This is a genomic window from Candidatus Saccharibacteria bacterium (genome assembly GCA_017983775.1).
Classification (GTDB): Bacteria; Patescibacteriota; Saccharimonadia; order JAGOAT01; family JAGOAT01; genus JAGOAT01.
In genome coordinates this window covers 1-23,444 of record JAGOAT010000005.1, presented here as the reverse complement: position 1 = coordinate 23,444, position 23,444 = coordinate 1, and the positions used below count along the sequence as shown (strand labels likewise).

Below are 23,444 nucleotides of genomic sequence, written 5' to 3'. Positions count from 1 at the left end.
TCTCTCCTCAAAGACCCATACAATGCATCTCCTCTATAATCTGGAATTTGAATAGTTTCTCCCCGAACAACCAAAGTTTTCTTATTATTCTTTTTTTAAATTCTGGCCAATACAGATGATGCCTATTAAGCCTACATCCATCAATACACATAATACACCGGGTACGCCTATGCTCAAAGATGTACTCTTCTTTCATGACAGCAGGTAATAAAAATCCATGTCGATTTACAGGTGGCTCCAATGGAACATTGCTAATCTCAGTATTTACCCCTTCCATTGAATTAATTATAACAGAAATTTTTTTATTAAGCATGTTGCTGATATAATACACCTATGCAGCCTATCCTAATCCGCCTACTTTGTGGTGATGACAATCAAGCAAACCAGATTATCAAGCTCCTACTCGAGCAAGACTTAATTGCTTCTGCCCAAAAATATACCGTACAATCTTACTATTACATAAATGATTCGATTCAATATAAACCAGAAATCAAACTTGAGATGCTTTCTGTAAGTAATAGATTTGGTGCAATAGAACAAATCGTAATTGAAAACCACAGCTACAAAATACCCAACCTGACAGCTAGTCTGATCGACAAGAATAATCTCAAGCTACTTGATTGGATCAGAGAGAGCCTTTAGCTACCACCATCACAGGACCTAGAATCTCCTGATCCCAGCAAGTCATCTCAGAAGTAACATCATATAGAATTGTCGGTAGATAATATTGATCAAATCCAATCATCCTTTGACCCCCCATTAAAATTTTAGCTCCCTGATCAATGCTCGATTTGACCTTGTGATCTATCTGATTAAGTGCTTCTTGGCAGCTCAAAACCTCTACCTTTCTAGTCCTATCCCTGAGATTGCCGTAGTCTAGCTCAATCAATCTCTGCTTGAGCCGAGCAAGAAAATCTTGATACAAATCTGACATCAAAATAAATCTTCTGTACTTTATCTGATATTGGCCAGGGTCAATAGGTGATTGGATAATACATCTTTTGATCATCAACTCCATATTCTGAACTGAGTCTACCTTGGTAAAATCTAAACTCATCAGGATAAGCTCAAAATAAACTACCTTGAATAGTAGCAGACCTACTTCTGGCTGGTTTCGTGTCTTGATTGAGCTTAGTATTGTTCTCAGCCTTTACAAGATCAACCAAAAATCGATAGATTTCAACCATTGCAAATGTATCAAGATTACAATATTTGATTAGATCTGAAAATATCTCTTCTCGCTTTTCCTGATGTTTTTCTTCAAGTACCGTCTCCATCCAAACTCTCTGGGCACTAGCTCCTTGATTAATCTCAAGCTCCTGATAAGAGAGATCTGGTACAATAACTGGCAAAACCTTTTTGATCGAAGCACTGCCCATAAACCTTTTATCAATGTACCAACCCTCCATAAATGGTTGCATCAGATCAATAAATCTAGGGTTTAGATTCAATAAATCTAGCTCGTGATCTGGACTAAGTTTGGCCAAGGTCTGATTGCACTTTTGCTCAAAGCCCATATTCCAAGCAAGAATTGTCCCACTTGACCCAATCTCTGACAGCAGTGATTGACTCAGCTCACTGCTAGGATTGGTATTCTCGGTATGTAGGTAGTGATAATGCTTGAATTCGCTTGATTTTGATTCTAAAACATCTAACGAATACTGGAAGGGTATCTGTTGATAAGGTTTAGTGCCATTCAGAATAGGGATGATTGAGCCCATAGTCTCATAATCCAAGAAATAAAGCGGAAAAACTATTTGCTCCAAAAAATCTTTGATCTTATCAAGATTAATCACCGGATCAACCTGTTGGCTAGCTTGATATTGTTGTCGTTGTTTAGATCGAATCAGTTTAGATGGATCAAGATCTTTAATCTTAGTCACGCCCGAACTTTCAGCTGACTGTATCTGCTCCAAACTAATACCATACAAATTGTAGATACTATCCTCTGATAGATCTGGATTGAGATATTTATAAATATCCAACCAGTCCCTTAGCCCTTGCTTGCTAGCATTGGCGGGTGACAAACTCGGAGCCTCTGATATATTAATCGTTTGTCTGGCCAATTGGATATTGTCAATGGTAGACTGGCCAAGCTTAGCTACCTGATCTGTAACTTCGACGACCTTGGTTAACTTCTTAGGATCAATCTTTTCTCGCTTCCTGACAAAAAAACTGTTGAGATGAATGATAAAAATCTTATCAATCATTATCCCCTTACTCTCAAGAACTTGTTTCTGAAAAGCCAGATCTTGATAGTGTTCTTGCTTGGGTTGAGTACTCGACTTGATCTCATAGAGATTATATTGACCGAAATTGTTTGGCTCCAATACATCAAAAATACAAGTCAATTGTTCTACTTCAATCCTTCCTTGCAAAATCACCTTATCTGGATTCTCCAATGCCAACTTAGTCCGATCAGGTAAACTTAAATATTCATGATAGGAATTGAACCCTAGCTTAATCGGATTATCAAATAGTTCTTCTGCATATTCCTCAAAAAGATGCCCTGCATCAAATAGGGCTTGGGTATTTTGGTCAATTGGTGGTAATGATTTAGGACGATGCTTCTTGAGCCAGAGCCAAGCTGGATGTTTGAGCCAGAGCATATAATCAGACTTGGAAATAATATAAGCCATTACCTATATCATATAGCAAACCTATCCTATGACCAAAATAATGCCCCTCTCTACCTTATTATTTTTATCCCTCCAAAGGCCTCACCCATTTCTTACCACCATCCAAGCCTTCTCTAACCTTCTTCTGCCACCTTTGGAACCCGACCCTTCTTTTTGTCATCCTCCGCAATCCTCCCCCGTCTTGTCATCCTCCGATTGTCCGGAGGCTCTTTATTGTCATCCTCCGACCCTCCCTTGTATCGTCATCCTCCGAAGCTCGAAGAGCTTACGGGGGATCCATCTTTCGGATGAATCTCGGTAAGGCTCTAATGCTATATTCGTTGAGCTATTTTAGCGTAATTGCAAAGTTCTCAACCAGCCACTTATCATTGACCTTTGATAGAGTTATCACCATCTCACCAGATTGGTCTCCTTCAAACTTGGCCTGACCGACTATACTTGCATGATCATTCAACTCTGTACTATTGATAAATTCCCAATCTACAGGGACAGCACTGATCCTTGCATCAAACAATGTTTGATTGGGCATTGCTTTGCCCGCTTGCTCGGATAGCATTTCTCTTGCTTTCTCATTTTCTTTTTGGCTTATTAAGTCTACGAATTGATCTGCGACATCTACAACTTCTCCCTTGACCCGATGATCTCTCTGGCTCCCACCAAAGAATTTACCAAAATTGCCCAAGACGAATACAACCCCAACCAGCAAAACTAGTATCATCACAAACATCAGACTACCCAAACCTTTTTTTTGCATTTTATCCTCCAAATAAACTATTATACTTTGACCCCTATAGCCTATAGTATAGCATAAGAGATTTGTTTCCAAATAAACCATTATCTGTAGAGTATGTCCTTCGGCCATCCTCGAACCAAGCCCTTGAAGATCCAAAAAATCGGTAAGAGAATATAACCGCCCTAAACAAAACCTGTTCGCTTGGAGTGATAGATTGTGGGTCTAGCATTGTTGTTATTGTGACAAATCATATCCATAGAGTGACAGTTATGTACGGTAAAATACAGTAGAGTACAGGTTTTGTTTTTTGTGGGCTATAAGTACAAAAGTAACAGTCATCCTCCGACCCTCCCTTGTATCATCATCCTCCGAAGCTCGAAGAGCTTACGGGGCATCCACCTTTCTAGCAAATTAGGATAATACGGAATGCTGGATCTCGGGTCTTGCCCTTCGGGCAACCCGAAGATGACGAGATGAAGATTGCAGGATTTTGTAAGATAACGTAGTGAATTGGGGGTTTAAAAGATAAGGGGGTTGAGGCTGAAGCTTTGGAAGATGATGAGATGAGATTTTTCAGGATTTGGATTGATGACTTAGGGGGTGTGCTCTACAAACAACTTTTGAGTTTATTGCGAATCCATTCAAATACCGAAACTAGCCCCTAGGGGCTAGTTTTGAATAATTGGTGAGGTTGTGATTTGTAATATCTCTTATTTCTATAAAGCAGGTCCTCCTTCCATATCTCCCATGCTCCTCCCTGGGCCTCCATGTCGACTACCATGTTTACCCATCATCAGATCTCCCTCTTCTACGCCTTTGGACTCAAGTAAGTCCTTGAGCGTACCATCTTCTTTGGCTGCAAAGAATTGATCCGTACCAATCCCATACTCTTCCAGCTTAGTTTTCAATTCTTGGCCACGATCACTGTCGAGAAACTCTTGCTGGCGCTCAGCTTGATAGGCATTCCAGTCATCATCAGAGATATAATTCTGACGAACTTTATCTCTAGCCTCCTTAATAGCTGCTTGCATCTCAGTATGCATTTGATTTACTTGATCTTGAGTAAGATTGAACTGGGTCTCCAAATCACTATCACTGACTCTTCCTCCATCTCCACCAAAGTGGGCACTGACTGTAGTTGCTCCAATCGTTGTTGCTCCAATCAATCCAACTGCCCCTAAGACTAAACTCTTCTTTAACATAGATATAACTCTCCTTATTCATTATTGACTTAATTGCTGGACAAGCATATTATAAATATCTGGTAAGCCCAGTTGCTTTACTTGTCTATACCTATGATATTCTGCTATTATGAATCTATTATGAATCGGTTGTCAACAGAAAACGACATGGGATTAGCAGCCCTATCTTTATTAGTATATCCTAGACCTCTTGGCCTTAATAATAGTAAACCACTACCCATATCAATAGCTCACGCCAGGGTTGAGCTTCCAGCCAATTGTTTCCAACACCCATCCAATAAGCTTGATTTCGCAGGTCTTGGAGAACAATACAGACAATTCCTGCCTTCACAACTTAGTTTAACTTCATAATTAACTCCAAAAAAACCTTATGACTAGAGGAGACAAAATCTCAGAAATACTAGAGGACTCATGCATTCCCTACAGTAAGGGTAACACTGAGGATAACCACAACAATAAACCAAATCTATTCACCTTTGATAACCCTGAATCATCTAGTGACCCTACCACTCATACTGAAAAACTCAAGGTTACATATGCCTTAAGGATAACCCACCCAGATATGACAGATGAACAAGTATCTAGTGAGTTAAAGCCTTTTTTTGCTCTGATTGAGCAATACAACAATACGATCGAAAGGCGGTATGCTTACAAGCCAGGTCGAGTTAGTCGGTTTCTAGACTATATAATTAATAATATTAATATACAGTTTTATCATACAAGAGATGCTAAAAGCATAGCCTGGGATCCTGATGGTAAGAAAATATACGGGGAAATTATTATACCCTACACTGATAAATTACAAAATATGAAAAATGAACTTACCGGTGACCAGCCTCCATCATTTGATACTGTCATGAAGGCGGTCTTGGATGAATAGTTAAAAAATGTATTGGAGTTTCTGGGCTATCAAGCATCAAAAAGCACTACTCCCTACTCAACCGAAGCAAGTCAATTGTAAACACAGTTCCCTTATCGTCACTATCAACCAAAATTCTCCAACCATGCGCCTCGACCAAGGTTTGGACGATTGCCAGACCTAACCCCATGCCACCAGTCTGGCGATTGCGCGATTTTTCGACTCGATAAAGTCTCTCAAAGATATATGGCAAATCAGCCTGATCAATGCCTGGCCCAAAATCCTGAAACTGAATCGAATTCCTATCTGCAAATATCTTGAGCTTCCTTGGATCAGCGTACTTATTAGCATTGCTTACTAGGTTTTCAATTATTTCTCTAAGGTAATTACTGTCGGCTTGAATTACCAACTCCTTATCTACAATGAATTCAACCTCAAGATCAAGGTATCCTTGGGTAATATTTTCTAAAAAACCAAGCAAATTTATGTCCTTTTTATCAACATGATTGACAGATTTAAGCTCACTATAGTATCTCAACCTATTAATCAAAAAATCTAAATAATCTACATCCTCAGCTAATCTAGCAATCCTTTTCTTATCCGGACTATAAAGCCCATCCTGAATTGCCGCAATCTGAACCTTGAGCTTGGTCAAAGGGGTAGCAATTTCATGGCTAACATCTCCGATCAAGTCATCTCTCAATTTTTCTACCCTTTCTAAAGCCTCTATTGCGCCATTGAAGGCCTTGACCAAATCTCCAATTTCAATAATCCCACTATCAAACTTGAGCCTAGCTAGTTTCCCGGCTCGAACATCTTCTAGCCCTTTGCGAATTCTTCTAGCTTGAAACAAATATTTGTCACTGATCAATAAAGCGATCAAGACAGCAGGTGGCAAAGTAATAAGAAGTGCCAAAAAGATCACTTGATTGATATCTGACAAAAAACTTTGTCTGAGCTCATCACTAACCTTATAAATAAAAGGCTCGACCATTGGTCTAGATCTCTTAAGTTCGGAACCAAACTCATCAGACTGACGACCTATGAAGCTATCAAACCTACTGCTTATCTGCCAATTCAAGAACAATGAGGACAAGGTTGCTGTCATCAGGGCTGTTGTGATTACTAGCAAGACTATTCTTGAGCCCATAGTCCCAAAGAGCTTTCTAAACATCAGCTTTTACCCAACGATAACCTTTGCCCCGGATTGTCTCAATGTACTTTGGTTGCCTTGGATCATCACCCAATGCCTTGCGGATATTTTTGATATGAGCATCTATAGTTCGATCAAAAATATCTGCAAATTGGTCGCCTTTGTAGCCCTCGTCAATCAAGCGTTGCCTACTAATAACTTGCCCTTGATTACCAATCAAAACCTCCAGGATATCGATTTGAGCGACTGTTAGATTGACCTTCTGTCCATTCTTCTTGAGAATCAAGCTACCCAAATCCAAACTAATGTCACCAGATAGCAATATTTGACCACCTTTTTTATTTGATAAAAATCGGCCAATCCTAGCCAGCAATACCTTTGGATCAAAAGGTTTACGGATATAATCATCTGCGCCCAATTCAAAACCTCTGAGTTCATCTTGACTAGGTTGTCGAGCTGTCAATACTACAATTGGCACTATAGACTCCTGCCTAATTCTCTGACAAACTTCCCATCCAGATAACTTTGGCAAGTTAATATCTAGTATCACCAAGCCAATTACTTGATCAAACTTCTGCAAAGCCTCAATACCATCACAAGCCCCTACTACTTGATATCCCGCCCGAACAAGATAATCAGAAACTATCTCAGCTATACCAATCTCATCTTCGACTAATAGTACCTTCTGCGCCATATATCTATCCTAGCTCAGAAAAGTGAATATTCTATGAATCAAGCCTTATTCTGGCTTGATGATAGTTACTCAGATTTCTTATCTAGTTTATCTAATCCAAGTCCCTTAACGCCAAAATAAACAACCGCAGCAACAATTATAAAATCAAGTCCAACTGAGACAAAGTCCCCCCACATAATCTTAACTCCACCATCCCCAATCACCCAACTTCTTTCAGCCAAGTTCATCTGACCGAGTAAAGCCCCGACTATCGGATTGATAATATCAGTCACTAGAGCTGATACTACTTTGGAGACTGCTCCCCCTAGAATAAATCCAACTGCCAGCCCTACAACTCCTTGTTCTCTTAAAAACTTTACAAACCCATTCATATTTACTCCTTATTATTTAATACTTTATTAGACTCCAAAAGCCAATCCTACAACTATACCTACCAAGGTAGCAGTTCCACCTACCAACAGAAATTCTAAGCCGCTTTTTAGTGAATCGAGCTCAAGAATCTTCCCTTTGATAAAGCCAATCATGAACAAAACAGTCAAGCTGGAGATGATTGCTACAAATCTGGCAGTGCTGACAGGAAAGAACAGAAATGCACTGAGTGGTACTAATCCTGCCATGGCATATGAAAGATACATCACAGCAGCACTTTCTAATAAGTGTTTTTGATCTACCTGTTTCTTCATTTGTTGGGAAGATTTCTGGGACAGATATTCACCTGCGGCCATTGACAAGGCCTCTACTGCAATCGTCACCAATCCGGCTAGTAAGATAATCCTTTTTTGATTGACCCCTGCGCTAACCCCGATAATCACTCCACCTGTTGACACCAACCCATCTTCTAATCCAAATATCAGTGTCCTAAATGTTTCTGAATTTCCGAGTTTTTTTGTTAGCTTACTAAACATCTTATACTCTCTAATAACTCACCCTTGGTGTAGATAATAATTTCTGGACATAATATAATGGCACCGTATTTATTATCCTAATGCAGATCATCAAAGCTTATTGTTGCGTCAGAAGCATCAGAACGACGGGAATATATCTTCAATAGACTTACAGAGATAGCTGATCCAAAGCCCAAGACACTAAATACCTTTAATAAACGTAAACCAGCAGGTGCCAAGCTAGATACTTTGGAATCACCCTCTGGGGTTGGGTTATTGACAGGCGGATCGACTGGAGTTTCTTCGCCATCATTATCGATTACCCTTATCTCCGCACCCATCACTAAGCCATCAAAATCTGGATCACCAGAACTAGTCACACAGTTTATATGCACCACCTGATCACCATCAATCTCTAAATCGTCTATGGCAGTGAAATCAATTGTCATTGGTCTGTAGGGGTCTTTTGGTGATAGTGTAAAACTCATCAAGCTATCACCAATATCAACTTGGCCTGGTTGATCAATACTACAGTTAACAATAACTGGCTGATTGGGACTTCCAGACAAAACAAAACTGACACTCTGGGCTGTTGGTCCCTGTTCAGATACCTCTGTCAAATAATCAGCTCCGCAAGGGTTACCAACCACCAAAAGGCCTGGCGCAGCAGCACCCAGATAAACATTGACCTCAGGACTATGGCCAGCAGTAGTTGTATCTAGTGTACAATCACCATTGATATCACCTAGTGCTACCCCAAAAGCTCCAGTCATTGGGTAGTTATCAGATGGAGAGTTAAATCCACCAGCTTGATTATTGATATAAACCTGTAACTGATCTGTACTTGAACCTGCACCAACAATATCAATCCAGCCATCTCCATCAAGGTCTCCACTTGCTAATTGGTAGAGGCTCGATCCAGCCATCACTGTCTGGGGGCTAAAGTTACCATTGGCCAGATTTGTATATACATACAACACTTGGTTTGCTATATCTGATACGGCAAAATCAGGGTATCCATCATTGTTATAATCTCCAACAGTTAGATCAACAGGCATAGACTTTGGCATACTAAAGCTTAAAGAATTGGTAAACACACCTGAACCATTATTGATGTCTACTGATACTGTACTACTACCACTATTAGAATAGACTAGATCATTGTCACCATCTTGATCAAAATCACCACTCTTGATATCGATTGGCATTTTTTGGGTATAGAAGCTAATTGGTGTACTTAGTACACCGTCTGCTAATGGATTCGAGAACAAATAATAAATGTCCTGATTGATTGAAGTTACAGCCAAATCCAACCCTCCCATTCCATCCAGCTCTGCAATCTCCACACGAGAGCTAGTGATCTTGTTCCCTCCCGATCCTGGTGCTGAATAATTAACTGCAGGCAAGAACCCCCCAGAGCCATCATTGATAAATACCGAAACCATAAAAACATTTGCATCTACTACAGCAACATCTGGATAACCATCGCCATTGAGGTCTCCAGTGTCAATCCCTACGCTATAGCCACTGGATTCGAATCCTATAGGTGGCTGGAAAGATCCATCACCATTACCATAAGAGACTGTAAAGCCCGGATACTCTCCTGTGCTAACTACTAGATCCAATCTGCCATCCAAGTCTATATCGACTAGTTCCTGCAAATGTTTATCTCCATTTGCAGGATCATTGTAGTTGGTATGAAGCTGCAATGGATAGGCAAAAGCTAAACTTCCAGAGGTAGCGAACCAACCCAAGCCAGCTAATATTACTAATAATTTGTATCTTTGATTTAATTTTTGCATTCTATTTCCCTCTTATGCCTAGTTTGTACAAGCATTATTATCTATGATATCTCACCCAAACGCAACCCCAAGCCAATTAGTGTAAAGACCGGTACTATATAACATTATTATGTACAACGACAATCCTAAACGTATTCATGCCTCACTCAAAATGAGTCCATCAGACTGTGTATCTTAAGTTAATTAATCAGGGGGAAGTCAAGCAGACTTAGAGAATAGACAGGGTGTTTGTGATTTGGGGAGGTTGACAGACAACCTTACTCTAATCTTAAGCTCTCTAAAATCTTAATAGCCTGATTACGAACAGTCTTAGAAGGAACTAAGATCTCCTCTTTACTACTATTGATCATCAGTGCTGATGGCTTGTTCTCTCCAGTAATATTTGGAAAATTGTAAAATACAATCTCTGGGAAGAAAGTATTTGGACAACTCTGATGAAGAGAGCCAGGACGATACCTTGAAACCGATACTAAAGCTAATTGCCAGTAATCGTCACTATTGGTAATCTCAGCGACATAAATCTCTCCACCATCTATGTCGAGGAGACTAGAATCCCCAACTTGACTAAACTGGTAATCTTTTACTTCTGTAGGGTCACAGCCCCCACCGACCTGTGGCGAGCTACTAATTAAGCTTAACTCTAAGCCCTCTGTCTGTCTGGCCAGATAGGCTTCATGCCAATAGTAATCGGAGCCCGAAACTGAATCATAATCATTGACAATATCCCAACCTTCTTCTGGGTAATCAAACGCTAAGCCAGACTTCTCTAATCTGGCAGTATAATAAATATCTTCTGCTGGTTCTGCTTCTAATATAGTACTGTTATCATCATCTGCAACTTGGGTAACCTCATTTAGAGATTCCGACTCCTGGTCACCTGTATTATTGTTGAGATTATAAGCCAATCCAAAGCCAATTCCAAACCCAATAACCGCTACTAACCCCACGACTAAACCTACATATTTTTTATTCACTAAATCTCTCCTTTTCTTTTTCGTGGTCAGGGAGGCGGGACTTGAACCCGCGGCCTCTGGACCCCCAGCCCAGCGCGCTACCAACTGCGCCACACCCTGAATCTATCCCCCTACAAAAAGGCTCTAGATCCTTAGGCTGATATAAAACCTGGTGCATACCAGGTGGGAATCCGCAGAAACAATTCCTCAGAACTGCCCAATATAGGTTTCCCTAGAACAATATTGTTCAGGATTTATACCACCCTATCTAAGAAAATAGAGCCTAACTGTATCTTACCCTGCTAAGCTCAGACTATCAAGTTGTATAAACTGATAATGACTTGACTTAATACAGGTCTCACCAGGGGATAGAGTAAAAACAAGAATATAAAGATACCCATCATCCCGAATTTTTCAATTCTATCCATTAAATCCCTCAAGGAATCTGGCAAAAATGCGTAGAGTACTCTAGAGCCGTCTAGGGGTGGGAATGGAATCATATTGAAGGCAAAAAATCCCAGATTGAGCATCACGAAATTTTCGAGGATAGTCCTAACCGTCGGAACATCAAAAGGTAAAACCCTCAAGTATAACCCGACCACTAGAGCAAGTGCAAGATTGGTCAAAGGGCCTGCCAAAGCAACTAGGGCGGCTCCCTTCTTGCCTCCTCTGACAAGATAAGGATTAAATGGTACTGGCCTAGCAGCCCCGAAAACTACTGGCGAGCCACTCAGTATCAAAAGTAGTGGTAAAAGAATAGTCATCACCGGATCAATATGCTTACGAGGGTCTAAGGTCAATCTTCCTTCCCTCTCAGCTGTAGGATCACCGAGCTTATAACCAGTAAATGCATGCATAAACTCATGAACAGTAATCGCAATTGGCAACATGATTAGATAGGCTAGTAGCATACGTCAAATTATAGCACACTTTGGGGTTGACATTTCAATCTTAATATAGGAAAATATTTATCCAGCTTGCTCTCGGGCTGCCCCCCATAAGGACAAGTGGGGCATTATAGCGTCTTCGCATCTTCTTCAAGATAATAAGATACTAATAAAAGCAGAGATCAAGCACCCATCTGCCGAGTCTTACCTCCCAGGACTCGGCAGCGAGAAAGGTGCTCCCAAAGGTGTACAACCCACACCTTTGGTTGAGCTCATCTCGCGGCACCCCTTGCCTCACCTGCACAGCCGGCAAGGGGTGCAACCTCTCTCATCGAGACCTGATAGTCTTGATGAAAAATATCAACTATAACACCCCCTAGGGTCTCAATTGAGATTCTAGGGGGTGTTTTCCTTTTGGTACCTTAATAATCTACCCCAATCCTCAATATCTAATTGTTGAGCTCTTTTATTCCCATCTATTTTTGCTCGCTCAAGCCATAGCTCTATTGTTTCTGCTGATTGTCCGAGACCTACAGATAGTGAGTTCTTGAGCTTTTTGCGCTTTTGCAAAAACCCAGCCCGAACTAATTTCATCAAGTCTTGATAGTCCAAGTCCTGAATCCTCTTTTTGATTGGTCTAATCCTAATCAAACTTGAATGAACCTTTGGTGGTGGACTAAACTTCTCTGGTGCAATGTCTAATAAAACCTCCGCATCTGCCCAATATTCAACCATAATAGCCAAAATTGACTTATCCCCGATAGGTGCTACTATACGTTGTGCAACTTCCCTCTGAATTAATATCAAGATATCACTAGATGGGTTGCTTGATTCAAGCAATTTCCTAATCACAAAACTAGTCATGTAATACGGCAAGTTAGCAACCACCCGATACCCAGTCGATAAGCTGGATAAATCAAACTCTCTTATATCCTGATGAACGACCTCAACACCCTTGATCCTTCCTAGGATTGGTAACATTCTTGAATCAATCTCTAGAGCTATTACCTTGTTTGCACGCTCTGAAATCAACTGTGTTAACAGGCCAGTACCAGCACCAATCTCTAAAACTGTATCTGATTGACTGATGTCGGCTAGATTGATTATTTGCTGTAAGCAGGTTTGATCAGTTAGGAAATGCTGACCGAGATCTTTATTGGCTTTGACTTTAATAATTTACTTGCACTCCCACTGCCAAGCCTGACCATTGGCAAACATCCTTGCTGCCATTTCGATTTGCTGTTGACCATCCCAGATATCTCCTCCACCATTGCCATACCAGGTAGTAGGCAGATATTGAAATAGACCGATAGCACGATTGGCAGCCATTGCTTGATCAGGTGTTAGTCCACTACTGCGTCCATTGTAGTTGCTAGCGTCCCCCTTGCTTTCACAATACATCACTCGCATCAGCTGGGTAGCGTCTGCACCATATTTGCTGGCGGCTTGTTCGACATATGGCCTCCAGTACTCTACAGATCCTGAATACGTAGTATATGTACCCTTGACTACTACTTTACTCGTAGGCTCGACCAAGACCTCTTCTGATACTACTTGTCTATCAGTGACCTGACCATCCAAAATAGTATCTTGATAGATTATCAATTTCTTGCCCTTTTTGCCCTCTACTCTAGTTTCCTCCCAGCCAACAGGCTTGCTATGTTCATAAATCACTTCTTCGCCATAATCAATCTCTATCAACTCCTCTGACTTGTCTTGACTATATCTACTGATTTTAATCTTCATCCCTGGCTGAATCTTAACCTGAGGATCGACTGATATTTGATCATCTGGCTCTAGTTCTATATGATTACTATTCAATAAATCTGCCACACTAATACTTGAGGAATTTTGATCAAAAAAGTATCTCATAACAATGTCTTCTCCCGCCAAATTGAGATAGATAGGATCTGCTCGATCAATATCCAACTTCTGACCGATTATTCCATCCTGTACAGGATCTTCAGCCCCAGTTAATCTGACTTGATCTTCTTCAAACACTACTATACCAGCACTGGCTGCAATTTCTCGCGGTTGACTTAACCCAGTATTGATCACCTGAGCAAACTTACCATTATCATAGATCTTAACAGGCAGGGCCTTGTGAATTACTACATCTGTCACGCCTGGCTGAATTTCTGTATAAGGACTAGGGCTAATGTAATCCCCCTCGGCAATTGGCACTTTGAGTTCATCCAAGGCTGCTCCTACAGTATTGGCTGAGCTAATCATAGTCTTGGTTGTTCCTCCTTCATTCAATCTAATAATCCGATTCTGATTTGTACCTTGCAAATCAAAACTAGCATATTGCACCACAAGACCAACCATCGCCACAGTAGTCAGTCCAACAAACAGTAGTCTATATTTCTGCAAAGAAAATCTCAGCCTATCCAGTAGACTGGTTTGCTTGATATTAGACCTGGGTTTCTGCTCCTTTGTTGTTTTGTCTTGATAGTTTGAAGTCTTAGCTTTATTACTCTGTATTTGTTTAGATTTGACCCCTTGACTACTAGTTACTGGCACTCCGGAATAGACTGATTTGGATACAGTATTTTTCAGCCCCAAGTCCTGGCTAGAGTGAGGAGCTTTGCGACGATTGGAATTACTATAAAGCAAACGTGAACTAGATGGATTAATTCTCTTAGACTTTGACCTGGGACTAATATCTGATACTAAAATCTTACCCTCACAACTTAATACTCGTTGATATATCCAATTCTAACTAGAATAACTTATTTGGTCAATAGACAGTGATAGTGTAAACTGTAGTTATGGATATAATCATCGACAACGATCAAGTCAGCCTAGTAATCAACAAGTCTCAAATTGCCCTAAATCATCGAGACCAAAAATCTCAAGTCACCCTATCTACTACCCCAGTTTCAGACCCAACCATATACAAGGGATTGGCACTAGATTCTCCTGGTGAGTATGAGATAAATAGTATTATGATTGACGGGATCTATCTTGATCCAAGTCACACTGCCTACACTCTAGAGCATGGTTTTATTCATTGTCTATGGCTCGCTGATTATGACCAAACTCCCAGCGAGAAACAATTTGATCAACTGGATCAAGTCAATGTACTGGTAATAAACTTAGATAATGCAAGCTTTGATGATATAGATAAGCTGATAAAGATGGTTGAGCCAACAATTGTGGTTGCCTATGGTGATGATTCGGACAAAAAGGCTGTATTCAAGAAAGAAGTTAGCCAAACCGAAATACTAGATAAATCAAAGTTAAAGATTAGCAAAAAAGACCTCGAATCAGAGACTACCCAATACTATCTGGGTTGATCTGTCCTGCCATCCTCTGAAATTCAAACCTGCCTCATGATATTTCGAAACCCCTCCTCCCCTATCTTGTCATCCTCCGAACCCGGAAGGGTTTACGGGGGATCCATCTCTCTAGTGAATTAGGATAATACGGAATGCTGGATATCCCATAAATCCCTGCAGGACTTTGGAATATGATAGAGTTGGGGATGGGGATTATGAATGATGATGCAGTGGAGGTTGCGAAAATTTGAAAGATAATAGAGAGGGCATCATCCTAAAGAATGACGGAAAACCAACCCGTATATCAGTAACTAATCTTTGGCTTGAGCGGCAACTTTTTGCTTCTCAAGCTTGTTGAGGGTTCGGATAGTTGAGGCTGCCAGTTTCAGGCGAACCTTTTGACCATCGATGATGATAGTTTTCTTCTGGAGATTTGGCTTGAATACTCTTTTGGTCTTACGCTGGGAATGAGAAACATTATGCCCATACATTTTGCCTTTGCCAGTGATATCGCATTTATACATAACTCGGTAAGTATAGCATATCTACTGGCCAAGCACAATATCAAGTCGATTATTTTACCAATCCAGGCATCGGCTGACCAGAGACCAGTGCCAGACTAGCCCCACCACCAGTCGAGATAAAGCTGAACTGACTATCCAACCTCAATTTGCGCACCAGGCTAACTGTATCTCCGCCCCCGACTAAACTGTAGGCCTCTGAGTTCGCAATTGCTTGAGCTATCTGTTCACTCGCTTTACTGTATGCCCGAATTTCAGCCATCCCCAGATCTCCATTCCAGAATATTGTATGTGCCTCAGAGATTATCTTAGTCCAAGCCTGAACTGACTGTTTGCCAATGTCTAGAATGATATCCTGGGAATTTACTGAGTATATCCCTTTATTGGTATGTTGGATATTTGGCCCTATCTGTTTGGCGGTTACTACATCAAATGGTAAAAACAGCTTTACGCCCAAATCATTTGCTCTCTGGCTGATTCGAATAGCCTCTGAACATAATTCTGGCTCAACTAGACTATTACCTACCTGATGACCTGAGGCCAGCAAGAAAGTATTGGCCATTGCCCCACCAATAATCAAGGTGTCTACCTTTGTCAATAAACTCTCTAAGACCTGAAGCTTATCAGAAACTTTTGCTCCACCGATCACTGCCACATAAGGTCTTTCTACCTCTCCAAGAAGCTTCTGTATTTCACTAATTTCAGCTGTCATCAACTCCCCTCTTTCAAGCTCAAACTTTCTTATCCCTGCCTCAACACTACTATCAGCCCGGTGGGCAACCGCAAAAGCATCGTTAATATAGATTAGTGACCCAAGATCTTGATTGTTTAGTCCTATACTGCGTAATATCTCTGTAATATAAGCTGGGTCGTTAGCCTTCTCGCGTGGATCGAACCTGAGATTTTCAAGCATCACTATTGAGCCTTGCGCCCAGATGTCTTCTGCTTTCATATCCAAATCCAATTCAAACTGATTTAATAGCACTACTTCTCTACCTAGTAATCTACTAAGACCTTTTGCTACTGGCATAAGACTATATTGCTTGTCATCAATAGATTTTGGCCTCCCTAGATGACTAGCCAAAATCAGCCTATTTGTCCTCTTCAAAGCTTGCTTGATAGTATCAAGCCCTCTCACCAAACGATAGTCATCGATTATCCTGCCCTCAAGGAGTGGAACATTATAGTCCCCCCTGATCATTATTACTGAATCACCTTTTGTCATTTTATTGCTTACCTCCATAATTATTAGATTGTTATCACCTCACCCACCACCCAAAGGTTGAGCCCTTGTTGTTATTGATTGGGGATGAGAAGAATATTCCTCCTCCATGATCTTCCACTACTCTCTTGACTAGATAGATACCTAGACCAGTACCATCACTCCTGGTTCTTTGGGCATTGTCTGCACGATAGAATTTACTAAAGAGCTTGGATTGTTTGTCAGGGGGTACACCAATACCAGTATCTGTTACTTGGAATACTGGATAGAGCCTGTCTTCTGGGTCTCCTGAAAAATCTGGAGTAGAGCTGATATCCTGGTCTTTGATGATTGCTTTTAATTCGCTTCTGCTTAGAAGCTTAAGGATAACCTTGATTGATCCTTCTTGGGTATAGTAGATAGCATTATCAATTAGATTCATTACTGCTTGACGGATTTTAGCTTTGTCTAGATCCTGAGTTGGAATCGGATCTAAGTCTGTCATGAGCTTGAGTCCTTTGTCTTCGATTGTAGAGATTAGATTTTCTAGCTCTAGCTCAATTAGTTCTTTGAGGTCTACTTCTTCTCTCTGGATGAAGAATCTATCTTGGGATATTCTAGAGACATTGAGTAGATCATTGATAGTAGAGTCCATATTGCCAACAGTGGTCATGATTCTTCTAGCGGCCATTGTTTGATCTGGGGTAGCCTTACCTAGTTCTCCGGTGATAAACAGGTCGCTATAGCCACGGATAGTGGTGATTGGAGTCTTTAACTGGTGAGAGGCCATAGACAGGAACTCATCCTTGGCTTTATCCAGGGCTCTTAGATTCTTGTTGGCAGTGCGGAGTTTTTCTGTAGCGGATTTGACTCTGTGTTGGAGGGTGGCATTGAAGTCTTCTATCTTTGCAACAGACAAGGCGTTGTCTAAAGCAATTGCTAGGTCGTTGGAGATAATGCTTAGAGTAGAAACATCTAGGCTATTGTAGATATCTCCACTTCTCTTACTAGATATCAATAAGTAGCCATTGAGCTTCTTGTTGTTGATTAAGGGAAATATTAGGCTGATGCCGTGGTGTTGCATAAAGAACTTCTTCTTACCTTCGAGCAACTCATCATAGACATATGTATCTGTACCAAATAGTTGCTGAAAGTCTTGAATAGTATCTGATGAAGCTCGGAATTCTAGCTTACCTGGCTTCATAAAGTTTTGGTTTGCTCTGAAATATTCTTTGTAATCCTGATCGAATACGATGATATTGCCTCTCTCTATTTTGATAGTCTTGTAGATTTCTAGTAAGGTCTTGGTAGAGATTGGAACAAGCTTGTAATTGGAAGAATAGATATCTCCCAGTCTAGCAATCAAAGCTTGAGCATCATATCTATCTCTAAAGAACAAATGATTAGTTAACTTTTCAAAGAAGTTTCTTAGTGGCTGGAAGGTAAATACTAGGAGGACTGCTAGGAGGATGTAGGTGACTAGTCTAGGGATTGTCAGGTTTGGATTGTTCTTAAAAAATAAACCCACTCCAATAAATAAAATAACACTATAAAGAACTACCAAACTAATTAAGGTCACAATATAGAAAAAATATCTTGCTAAAGTAGCCCTAATATCAAATAAATGCCGCCTAGTGATTGCAAATGTATTAAACCCAGAAAAAAGAATTAATAATAATGGAGCAGAACGAATACTCCAACTAATTCCAAAAGCTACTGGCATAATAATATTGGTGATCACGCCAGCATTGATAATCACAATCAGACCAATAGCAATCAACTTGATCTGACTCTTCTGGTAAATGTCTACCTGTCTATAAGCGATAAGAAAAGCTATTGCAGTATAAAGAATCAAAGTAACAAAAGTGATTATATAGAGAAAATACCAATCACCTACTATTGGCTTACTGGGTGCAGTGGTAATATCCACATCGCTAATAATATTATTTGAGACCAATGTCACAAAGGCCATTATTCCCGATACAGCAATCAATAAATAAGATTGATAATTACTAAACTTCTGACGCATGAAGACAGTAGCAAGACCAAAGACTGAGCCTACTATCATATAGCTAAAGCTATAGCCAAGACGATGACCAAATAACTTCAGGTCATAGCTATAACCATAGTCGCTAATGTATGTTGCTATCAACCAAACAATTGAGCTGAGATTGGAAAGTGCATACCACTGAATAGCTTGATTGTGGTAATTACGTAGTAGGATAATTAGGCCAATCACTCCAACTGTCAAGATTGCTAGTCCGCTCAATATTGTATAGTTATCCATTGTTACCTCTACTACTAGTATATGGTATCCAAATCCCAAAAACTGAACCCTGGTTCAATTCCACTGGCGATTGAAAGATCACATTGCCATGATGAATTCTAGCGATTTCACGAACCAAATAAACACCCAAGCCGTTACCATCGGGTCTAATAATCTTAGCATTGCTTGCACGATAAAATTTACTAAATAATTGTTTTTGTTTACTAATTGGGACTCCGATCCCAGTATCTATCACCTGAAAGCTTAAGTATTTACGCCTGGGAGCAATATTATCAGACCCATGCACTGGCATCTTGATGACCTTGCTACCACTGATTACTTCAGCTCGAACCAAAATACTACCTCGATCTGTATATTGAATAGCATTATCGATCAAATTGATAACTACCTGTCTGAGCTTTCCTTGATCAGCAAATAGCTCGATGGAGTCAGGCAGATCCAGCTTCAATTCCAAATCTTTTTTCAGAGAATTTTGTCTATAGTGATACTCCTCCCTGACGAGGTTGGCAAAATCAAACTCAGTCTTATTGATTACCAATCTGCCCTGAGCCAGACGTGAGGTAGCTAGCAAATCTTCTAATAATTGATTCATATTCTGACCAGCTTGATTGATTTGGTTTAAAATATTTTTTTGCTCTAGGCTAATTTTGCCAAACTCTTGATCTGCCAACATCTCACTATAACCTCGAATTGTAGTGAGGGGTGTACGAAGCTGATGAGAAGCAATTGAAATGAACTCATCCTTACTCTTATCTAGTGCTCTCAATTTCTCCAGTGTATCTTTCAGACGATAATTAACCTTGGCATTATCTAGGGCAATCGCCAAGTCTCCAGCAACGATTTCTATAGTCTGATAATCACCATCTGTATAAATATCCCCGCCCTTTTTACGACCGAGAATGATATGCCCAATCAGCTTACCCTTGAGAATCATTGGAAAAATCAACTCTGCTCCTTGGCTCTTAAGCTGATACAATGTAGCCGTATCAAGTATATGATCGACAAATATTACCTCATCTTTGAGATAGTGCCAGTTCTTAGTATTAAATATCTTATAATCAGTAGCATAGCTAAAAGCAATCCGATTATGCTCATAGACTATCACTTGAATATTATCAATACCCATTCCTGATACAATGATCTTGGCCGTGTCCTTAATCATTTCCTCAATCTTCAGATCTCTAGCGAGTATCCGACTGACTTCACTAATCAGTTGACTAGGGTAATAATGATATTGATAAAACCATTTATAAGTAGCCCTCTCAAACAATTTGAGCATAGGCTGAAAAAGTATTGCTAAAATAATAATAATTGGAATAAAAGCCAAGCGTTCGACTGAAGTCAGCTTGTGATCCAGCCCTATTAATCCGCCTAAGTAATAACTGGCAAAGAAGCTATAAATTAGAGCTAGTACCAGGACTGCCAGAGTAAATGCGAATGACTGACTAAAAATTAGCTTGAGATCAAAAATCTTATTTCTTAGTATCACATAAGAATTGACTATTACCATCCCAGCCATTACAAATAATCCAATCTGACTAACCCATCCCTCACTAACAAAACTTGGTAGCACTAAATTGGTCAAGACTACCAGTGTGATTCCCAGCGCATAAGTCGTCAGCATCACCTTGATCTGAATCTTCTTAACATTCTCTACTGTGTCCATTGCTCTTATTAGGTTTTTGACCGAAGGAATTAAGACTGCAAATAGAATAATCACAAAGCTCCAATAAAACCTTCCTCGTTGATCGACCAAGAAACCATTTTGATTCTGGTAACCCTCGACTACTTGATCTGTCAATAGAATTACTGAGTAAACTACTGCAAAGATCCAAAGCCTCAACTTGCCTAATCTACTGAAGGGTTTGATTTCACCCAGGTAAGCTCGGCTCATTCCATAAAATGCGATAATTGATAAAAACCCAAAAACAAATGTCAAACGATTGGCAAAAATTGTGATCTGATCGCTTATAAACAGGCTTGCTACCAATGTAGCAACCTGCCAAAGTCCGCCCGTCAATGCAAAGAATAAAAACCAATGCGAAAGCCTGCGATTCATCCCACGCTTGAATACCAATCCACCAAAAACAAAGAGGATCAGAACTGGGATGATTGAGGTTATGACTATCTGATTCACCTCACCCACCACCCAAAGGTTGAGCCCTTGTTGTTATTGATTGGGGATGAGAAGAATATTCCTCCTCCATGATCTTCCACTACTCTCTTGACTAGATAGATACCTAGACCAGTACCATCACTCCTGGTTCTTTGGGCATTGTCTGCACGATAGAATTTACTAAAGAGCTTGGATTGTTTGTCAGGGGGTACACCAATACCAGTATCTGTTACTTGGAATACTGGATAGAGCCTGTCTTCTGGGTCTCCTGAAAAATCTGGAGTAGAGCTGATATCCTGGTCTTTGATGATTGCTTTTAATTCGCTTCTGCTTAGAAGCTTAAGGATAACCTTGATTGATCCTTCTTGGGTATAGTAGATAGCATTATCAATTAGATTCATTACTGCTTGACGGATTTTAGCTTTGTCTAGATCCTGAGTTGGAATCGGATCTAAGTCTGTCATGAGCTTGAGTCCTTTGTCTTCGATTGTAGAGATTAGATTTTCTAGCTCTAGCTCAATTAGTTCTTTGAGGTCTACTTCTTCTCTCTGGATGAAGAATCTATCTTGGGATATTCTAGAGACATTGAGTAGATCATTGATAGTAGAGTCCATATTGCCAACAGTGGTCATGATTCTTCTAGCGGCCATTGTTTGATCTGGGGTAGCCTTACCTAGTTCTCCGGTGATAAACAGGTCGCTATAGCCACGGATAGTGGTGATTGGAGTCTTTAACTGGTGAGAGGCCATAGACAGGAACTCATCCTTGGCTTTATCCAGGGCTCTTAGATTCTTGTTGGCAGTGCGGAGTTTTTCTGTAGCGGATTTGACTCTGTGTTGGAGGGTGGCATTGAAGTCTTCTATCTTTGCAACAGACAAGGCGTTGTCTAAAGCAATTGCTAGGTCGTTGGAGATAATGCTTAGAGTAGAAACATCTAGGCTATTGTAGATATCTCCACTTCTCTTACTAGATATCAATAAGTAGCCATTGAGCTTCTTGTTGTTGATTAAGGGAAATATTAGGCTGATGCCGTGGTGTTGCATAAAGAACTTCTTCTTACCTTCGAGCAACTCATCATAGACATATGTATCTGTACCAAATAGTTGCTGAAAGTCTTGAATAGTATCTGATGAAGCTCGGAATTCTAGCTTACCTGGCTTCATAAAGTTTTGGTTTGCTCTGAAATATTCTTTGTAATCCTGATCGAATACGATGATATTGCCTCTCTCTATTTTGATAGTCTTGTAGATTTCTAGTAAGGTCTTGGTAGAGATTGGAACAAGCTTGTAATTGGAAGAATAGATATCTCCCAGTCTAGCAATCAAAGCTTGAGCATCATATCTATCTCTAAAGAACAAATGATTAGTTAACTTTTCAAAGAAGTTTCTTAGTGGCTGGAAGGTAAATACTAGGAGGACTGCTAGGAGGATGTAGGTGACTTGATGAACCCTGGTAACCTCACCGCCCACTGTGAAAAATATCAATGTAGAGCCAAATAATAATGCTGCATAGCCCAAGACTACAAAGAATAGTGATAGATAGTAGATCATTGCCCTAAAGGTTGATCCTTTTATATCAAAAAGTTTGTACTTAGCAATACTGTAGCTGATACTTGAAACCAGAACTATAGAGAATAAGGGACCTATCTTAGATAATGCCCAGTTTCCTGTTATTGCTGGTAGTATACCGTTGGTCATAACTGAAAAAAAAGCAAATATTAATGAGCCATATAATATATATCTTATCTGACTCTTTTTATAAAAATAATCTTTTCCTACCGCATTCCTATAGCCAATAATAAGGTTCTTAAAATAAAAACCTAAAAAAATTATTAGAGAGCCTATATATAATATGTACCAGCTACTAAGTCTGGGATGAAATCCTGTATCATCTACCGTGGCACCTTGGATAACTATACCTGAAAAAATAATCAGGCCATTTATAAAAAATGAAAGAAAAATTAATATACGCTCTAATCTTGATAAAACACCATCAATAAATAACTTTGAAAATCCCCAAATTAACACGACCGATATATGAGCCGAAAAGAATGCTATCTTATTAGCAAAGTATTTTATCTCAAAAGTACTAGCAAAATCTGTATAATAATTACTGACAATCCAAAATGCTGTAAATATAGAAAATATAAAATATACTATGTAATTTGAACTTTTACGATTTCTAATATATGCAGAACTCCCCAATAATATGTTTAATAAAGAAATAATAATT

At 39.9% G+C, this 23,444-nt stretch carries 22 protein-coding genes and 1 tRNA gene; 3 read left to right on the top strand and 20 right to left on the bottom strand.

What is annotated here, in order from left to right; translation table 11 throughout:
* Positions 1-7: 7 nt before the first annotated feature.
* The gene (locus KA531_01125; protein MBP6005489.1) at positions 8-277 is read right to left on the bottom strand and encodes a hypothetical protein; all 270 of its coding nucleotides are present in this window, start codon (positions 275-277) and stop codon (positions 8-10) included.
* Positions 278-333: 56 nt separating this feature from the next.
* Between KA531_01125 and KA531_01120 the strand changes: the two genes are divergently transcribed.
* Complete coding sequence (locus KA531_01120) at positions 334-642, top strand: divalent-cation tolerance protein CutA (protein MBP6005488.1); 309 nt, start codon at positions 334-336, stop codon at positions 640-642.
* Here the strand turns inward: KA531_01120 and KA531_01115 are convergent.
* The 4 genes from KA531_01115 to KA531_01100 all read right to left on the bottom strand — a co-directional run bounded on the left by KA531_01115 (position 626) and on the right by KA531_01100 (position 4,574).
* Positions 626-1,057 (bottom strand): aldehyde dehydrogenase family protein, encoded by a 432-nt coding sequence (locus tag KA531_01115; GenBank protein MBP6005487.1) that lies wholly within the window; start codon positions 1,055-1,057, stop codon positions 626-628. The two genes, KA531_01120 and KA531_01115, sit on opposite strands and share 17 nt — an antisense overlap.
* 10 nt (positions 1,058-1,067) lie before the next feature.
* Positions 1,068-2,639, bottom strand: a complete 1,572-nt coding sequence (locus tag KA531_01110; protein MBP6005486.1) for a DUF2779 domain-containing protein — start codon at positions 2,637-2,639, stop codon at positions 1,068-1,070.
* Between the two features lie 325 nt (positions 2,640-2,964).
* Positions 2,965-3,393, bottom strand: a complete 429-nt coding sequence (locus KA531_01105) for a hypothetical protein (protein ID MBP6005485.1) — start codon at positions 3,391-3,393, stop codon at positions 2,965-2,967.
* Positions 3,394-4,088: 695 nt separating this feature from the next.
* A complete protein-coding gene (locus KA531_01100) occupies positions 4,089-4,574 on the bottom strand; it encodes a hypothetical protein (GenBank protein ID MBP6005484.1) in 486 nt (161 codons plus the stop codon).
* 370 nt (positions 4,575-4,944) lie between these two features.
* On the opposite strand from KA531_01100, the gene KA531_01095 reads away from it, so the two are divergent.
* The gene (locus KA531_01095; GenBank protein ID MBP6005483.1) at positions 4,945-5,454 is read left to right on the top strand and encodes a hypothetical protein; all 510 of its coding nucleotides are present in this window, start codon (positions 4,945-4,947) and stop codon (positions 5,452-5,454) included.
* Between the two features lie 46 nt (positions 5,455-5,500).
* Here the strand turns inward: KA531_01095 and KA531_01090 are convergent, their stop codons facing one another.
* The 10 genes from KA531_01090 to KA531_01045 form a co-directional block, all read right to left on the bottom strand.
* Positions 5,501-6,607, bottom strand: a complete 1,107-nt coding sequence (locus KA531_01090) for a HAMP domain-containing histidine kinase (GenBank protein MBP6005482.1) — start codon at positions 6,605-6,607, stop codon at positions 5,501-5,503.
* Entirely contained in the window at positions 6,600-7,280 is a 681-nt protein-coding gene (locus KA531_01085; protein ID MBP6005481.1) for a response regulator transcription factor, read from the bottom strand. The genes KA531_01090 and KA531_01085 overlap by 8 nt, the downstream gene beginning before the upstream one ends.
* Before the next feature lie 65 nt (positions 7,281-7,345).
* The gene (locus KA531_01080) at positions 7,346-7,651 is read right to left on the bottom strand and encodes an MscL family protein (GenBank protein ID MBP6005480.1); all 306 of its coding nucleotides are present in this window, start codon (positions 7,649-7,651) and stop codon (positions 7,346-7,348) included.
* Positions 7,652-7,678: 27 nt separating this feature from the next.
* Complete coding sequence (locus KA531_01075) at positions 7,679-8,185, bottom strand: VIT1/CCC1 transporter family protein (GenBank protein ID MBP6005479.1); 507 nt, start codon at positions 8,183-8,185, stop codon at positions 7,679-7,681.
* A 77-nt stretch (positions 8,186-8,262) separates the two neighbouring features.
* Positions 8,263-9,966, bottom strand: a complete 1,704-nt coding sequence (locus KA531_01070; protein MBP6005478.1) for a VCBS repeat-containing protein — start codon at positions 9,964-9,966, stop codon at positions 8,263-8,265.
* A 257-nt stretch (positions 9,967-10,223) separates the two neighbouring features.
* Entirely contained in the window at positions 10,224-10,940 is a 717-nt protein-coding gene (locus KA531_01065; GenBank protein ID MBP6005477.1) for a hypothetical protein, read from the bottom strand.
* Positions 10,941-10,963: 23 nt separating this feature from the next.
* Positions 10,964-11,039 (bottom strand) — tRNA-Pro (locus tag KA531_01060).
* A 188-nt stretch (positions 11,040-11,227) separates the two neighbouring features.
* Complete coding sequence (locus KA531_01055) at positions 11,228-11,830, bottom strand: site-2 protease family protein (protein ID MBP6005476.1); 603 nt, start codon at positions 11,828-11,830, stop codon at positions 11,228-11,230.
* 372 nt (positions 11,831-12,202) lie between these two features.
* Complete coding sequence (gene rsmA, locus KA531_01050) at positions 12,203-12,982, bottom strand: ribosomal RNA small subunit methyltransferase A (protein ID MBP6005475.1); 780 nt, start codon at positions 12,980-12,982, stop codon at positions 12,203-12,205.
* Positions 12,983-14,422, bottom strand: coding sequence for a G5 domain-containing protein (locus tag KA531_01045; protein MBP6005474.1), 1,440 nt, complete (start codon positions 14,420-14,422; stop codon positions 12,983-12,985).
* Between the two features lie 155 nt (positions 14,423-14,577).
* On the opposite strand from KA531_01045, the gene KA531_01040 reads away from it, so the two are divergent.
* Positions 14,578-15,105, top strand: coding sequence for a hypothetical protein (locus KA531_01040; GenBank protein ID MBP6005473.1), 528 nt, complete (start codon positions 14,578-14,580; stop codon positions 15,103-15,105).
* A 293-nt stretch (positions 15,106-15,398) separates the two neighbouring features.
* On the opposite strand, the gene rpmB is transcribed toward KA531_01040, so the two are convergent.
* From rpmB to KA531_01015, 5 genes are read right to left on the bottom strand one after another with little or no spacing between them, the layout of a single operon-like run.
* Positions 15,399-15,611: a 50S ribosomal protein L28 gene (rpmB, locus tag KA531_01035; protein ID MBP6005472.1), complete on the bottom strand. Its 213-nt coding sequence runs from the start codon at positions 15,609-15,611 to the stop codon at positions 15,399-15,401.
* A 49-nt stretch (positions 15,612-15,660) separates the two neighbouring features.
* Positions 15,661-16,833, bottom strand: coding sequence for a phosphoglycerate kinase (locus tag KA531_01030; GenBank protein MBP6005471.1), 1,173 nt, complete (start codon positions 16,831-16,833; stop codon positions 15,661-15,663).
* 34 nt (positions 16,834-16,867) lie between these two features.
* The gene (locus KA531_01025) at positions 16,868-19,096 is read right to left on the bottom strand and encodes a hypothetical protein (protein MBP6005470.1); all 2,229 of its coding nucleotides are present in this window, start codon (positions 19,094-19,096) and stop codon (positions 16,868-16,870) included.
* Complete coding sequence (locus tag KA531_01020; protein ID MBP6005469.1) at positions 19,089-21,233, bottom strand: hypothetical protein; 2,145 nt, start codon at positions 21,231-21,233, stop codon at positions 19,089-19,091. The genes KA531_01025 and KA531_01020 overlap by 8 nt, the downstream gene beginning before the upstream one ends.
* The gene (locus KA531_01015) at positions 21,230-22,762 is read right to left on the bottom strand and encodes a GAF domain-containing sensor histidine kinase (protein MBP6005468.1); all 1,533 of its coding nucleotides are present in this window, start codon (positions 22,760-22,762) and stop codon (positions 21,230-21,232) included. Before KA531_01015 ends, KA531_01020 begins: the two co-directional genes overlap by 4 nt.
* Between the last annotated feature and the right edge of the window lie 682 nt (positions 22,763-23,444).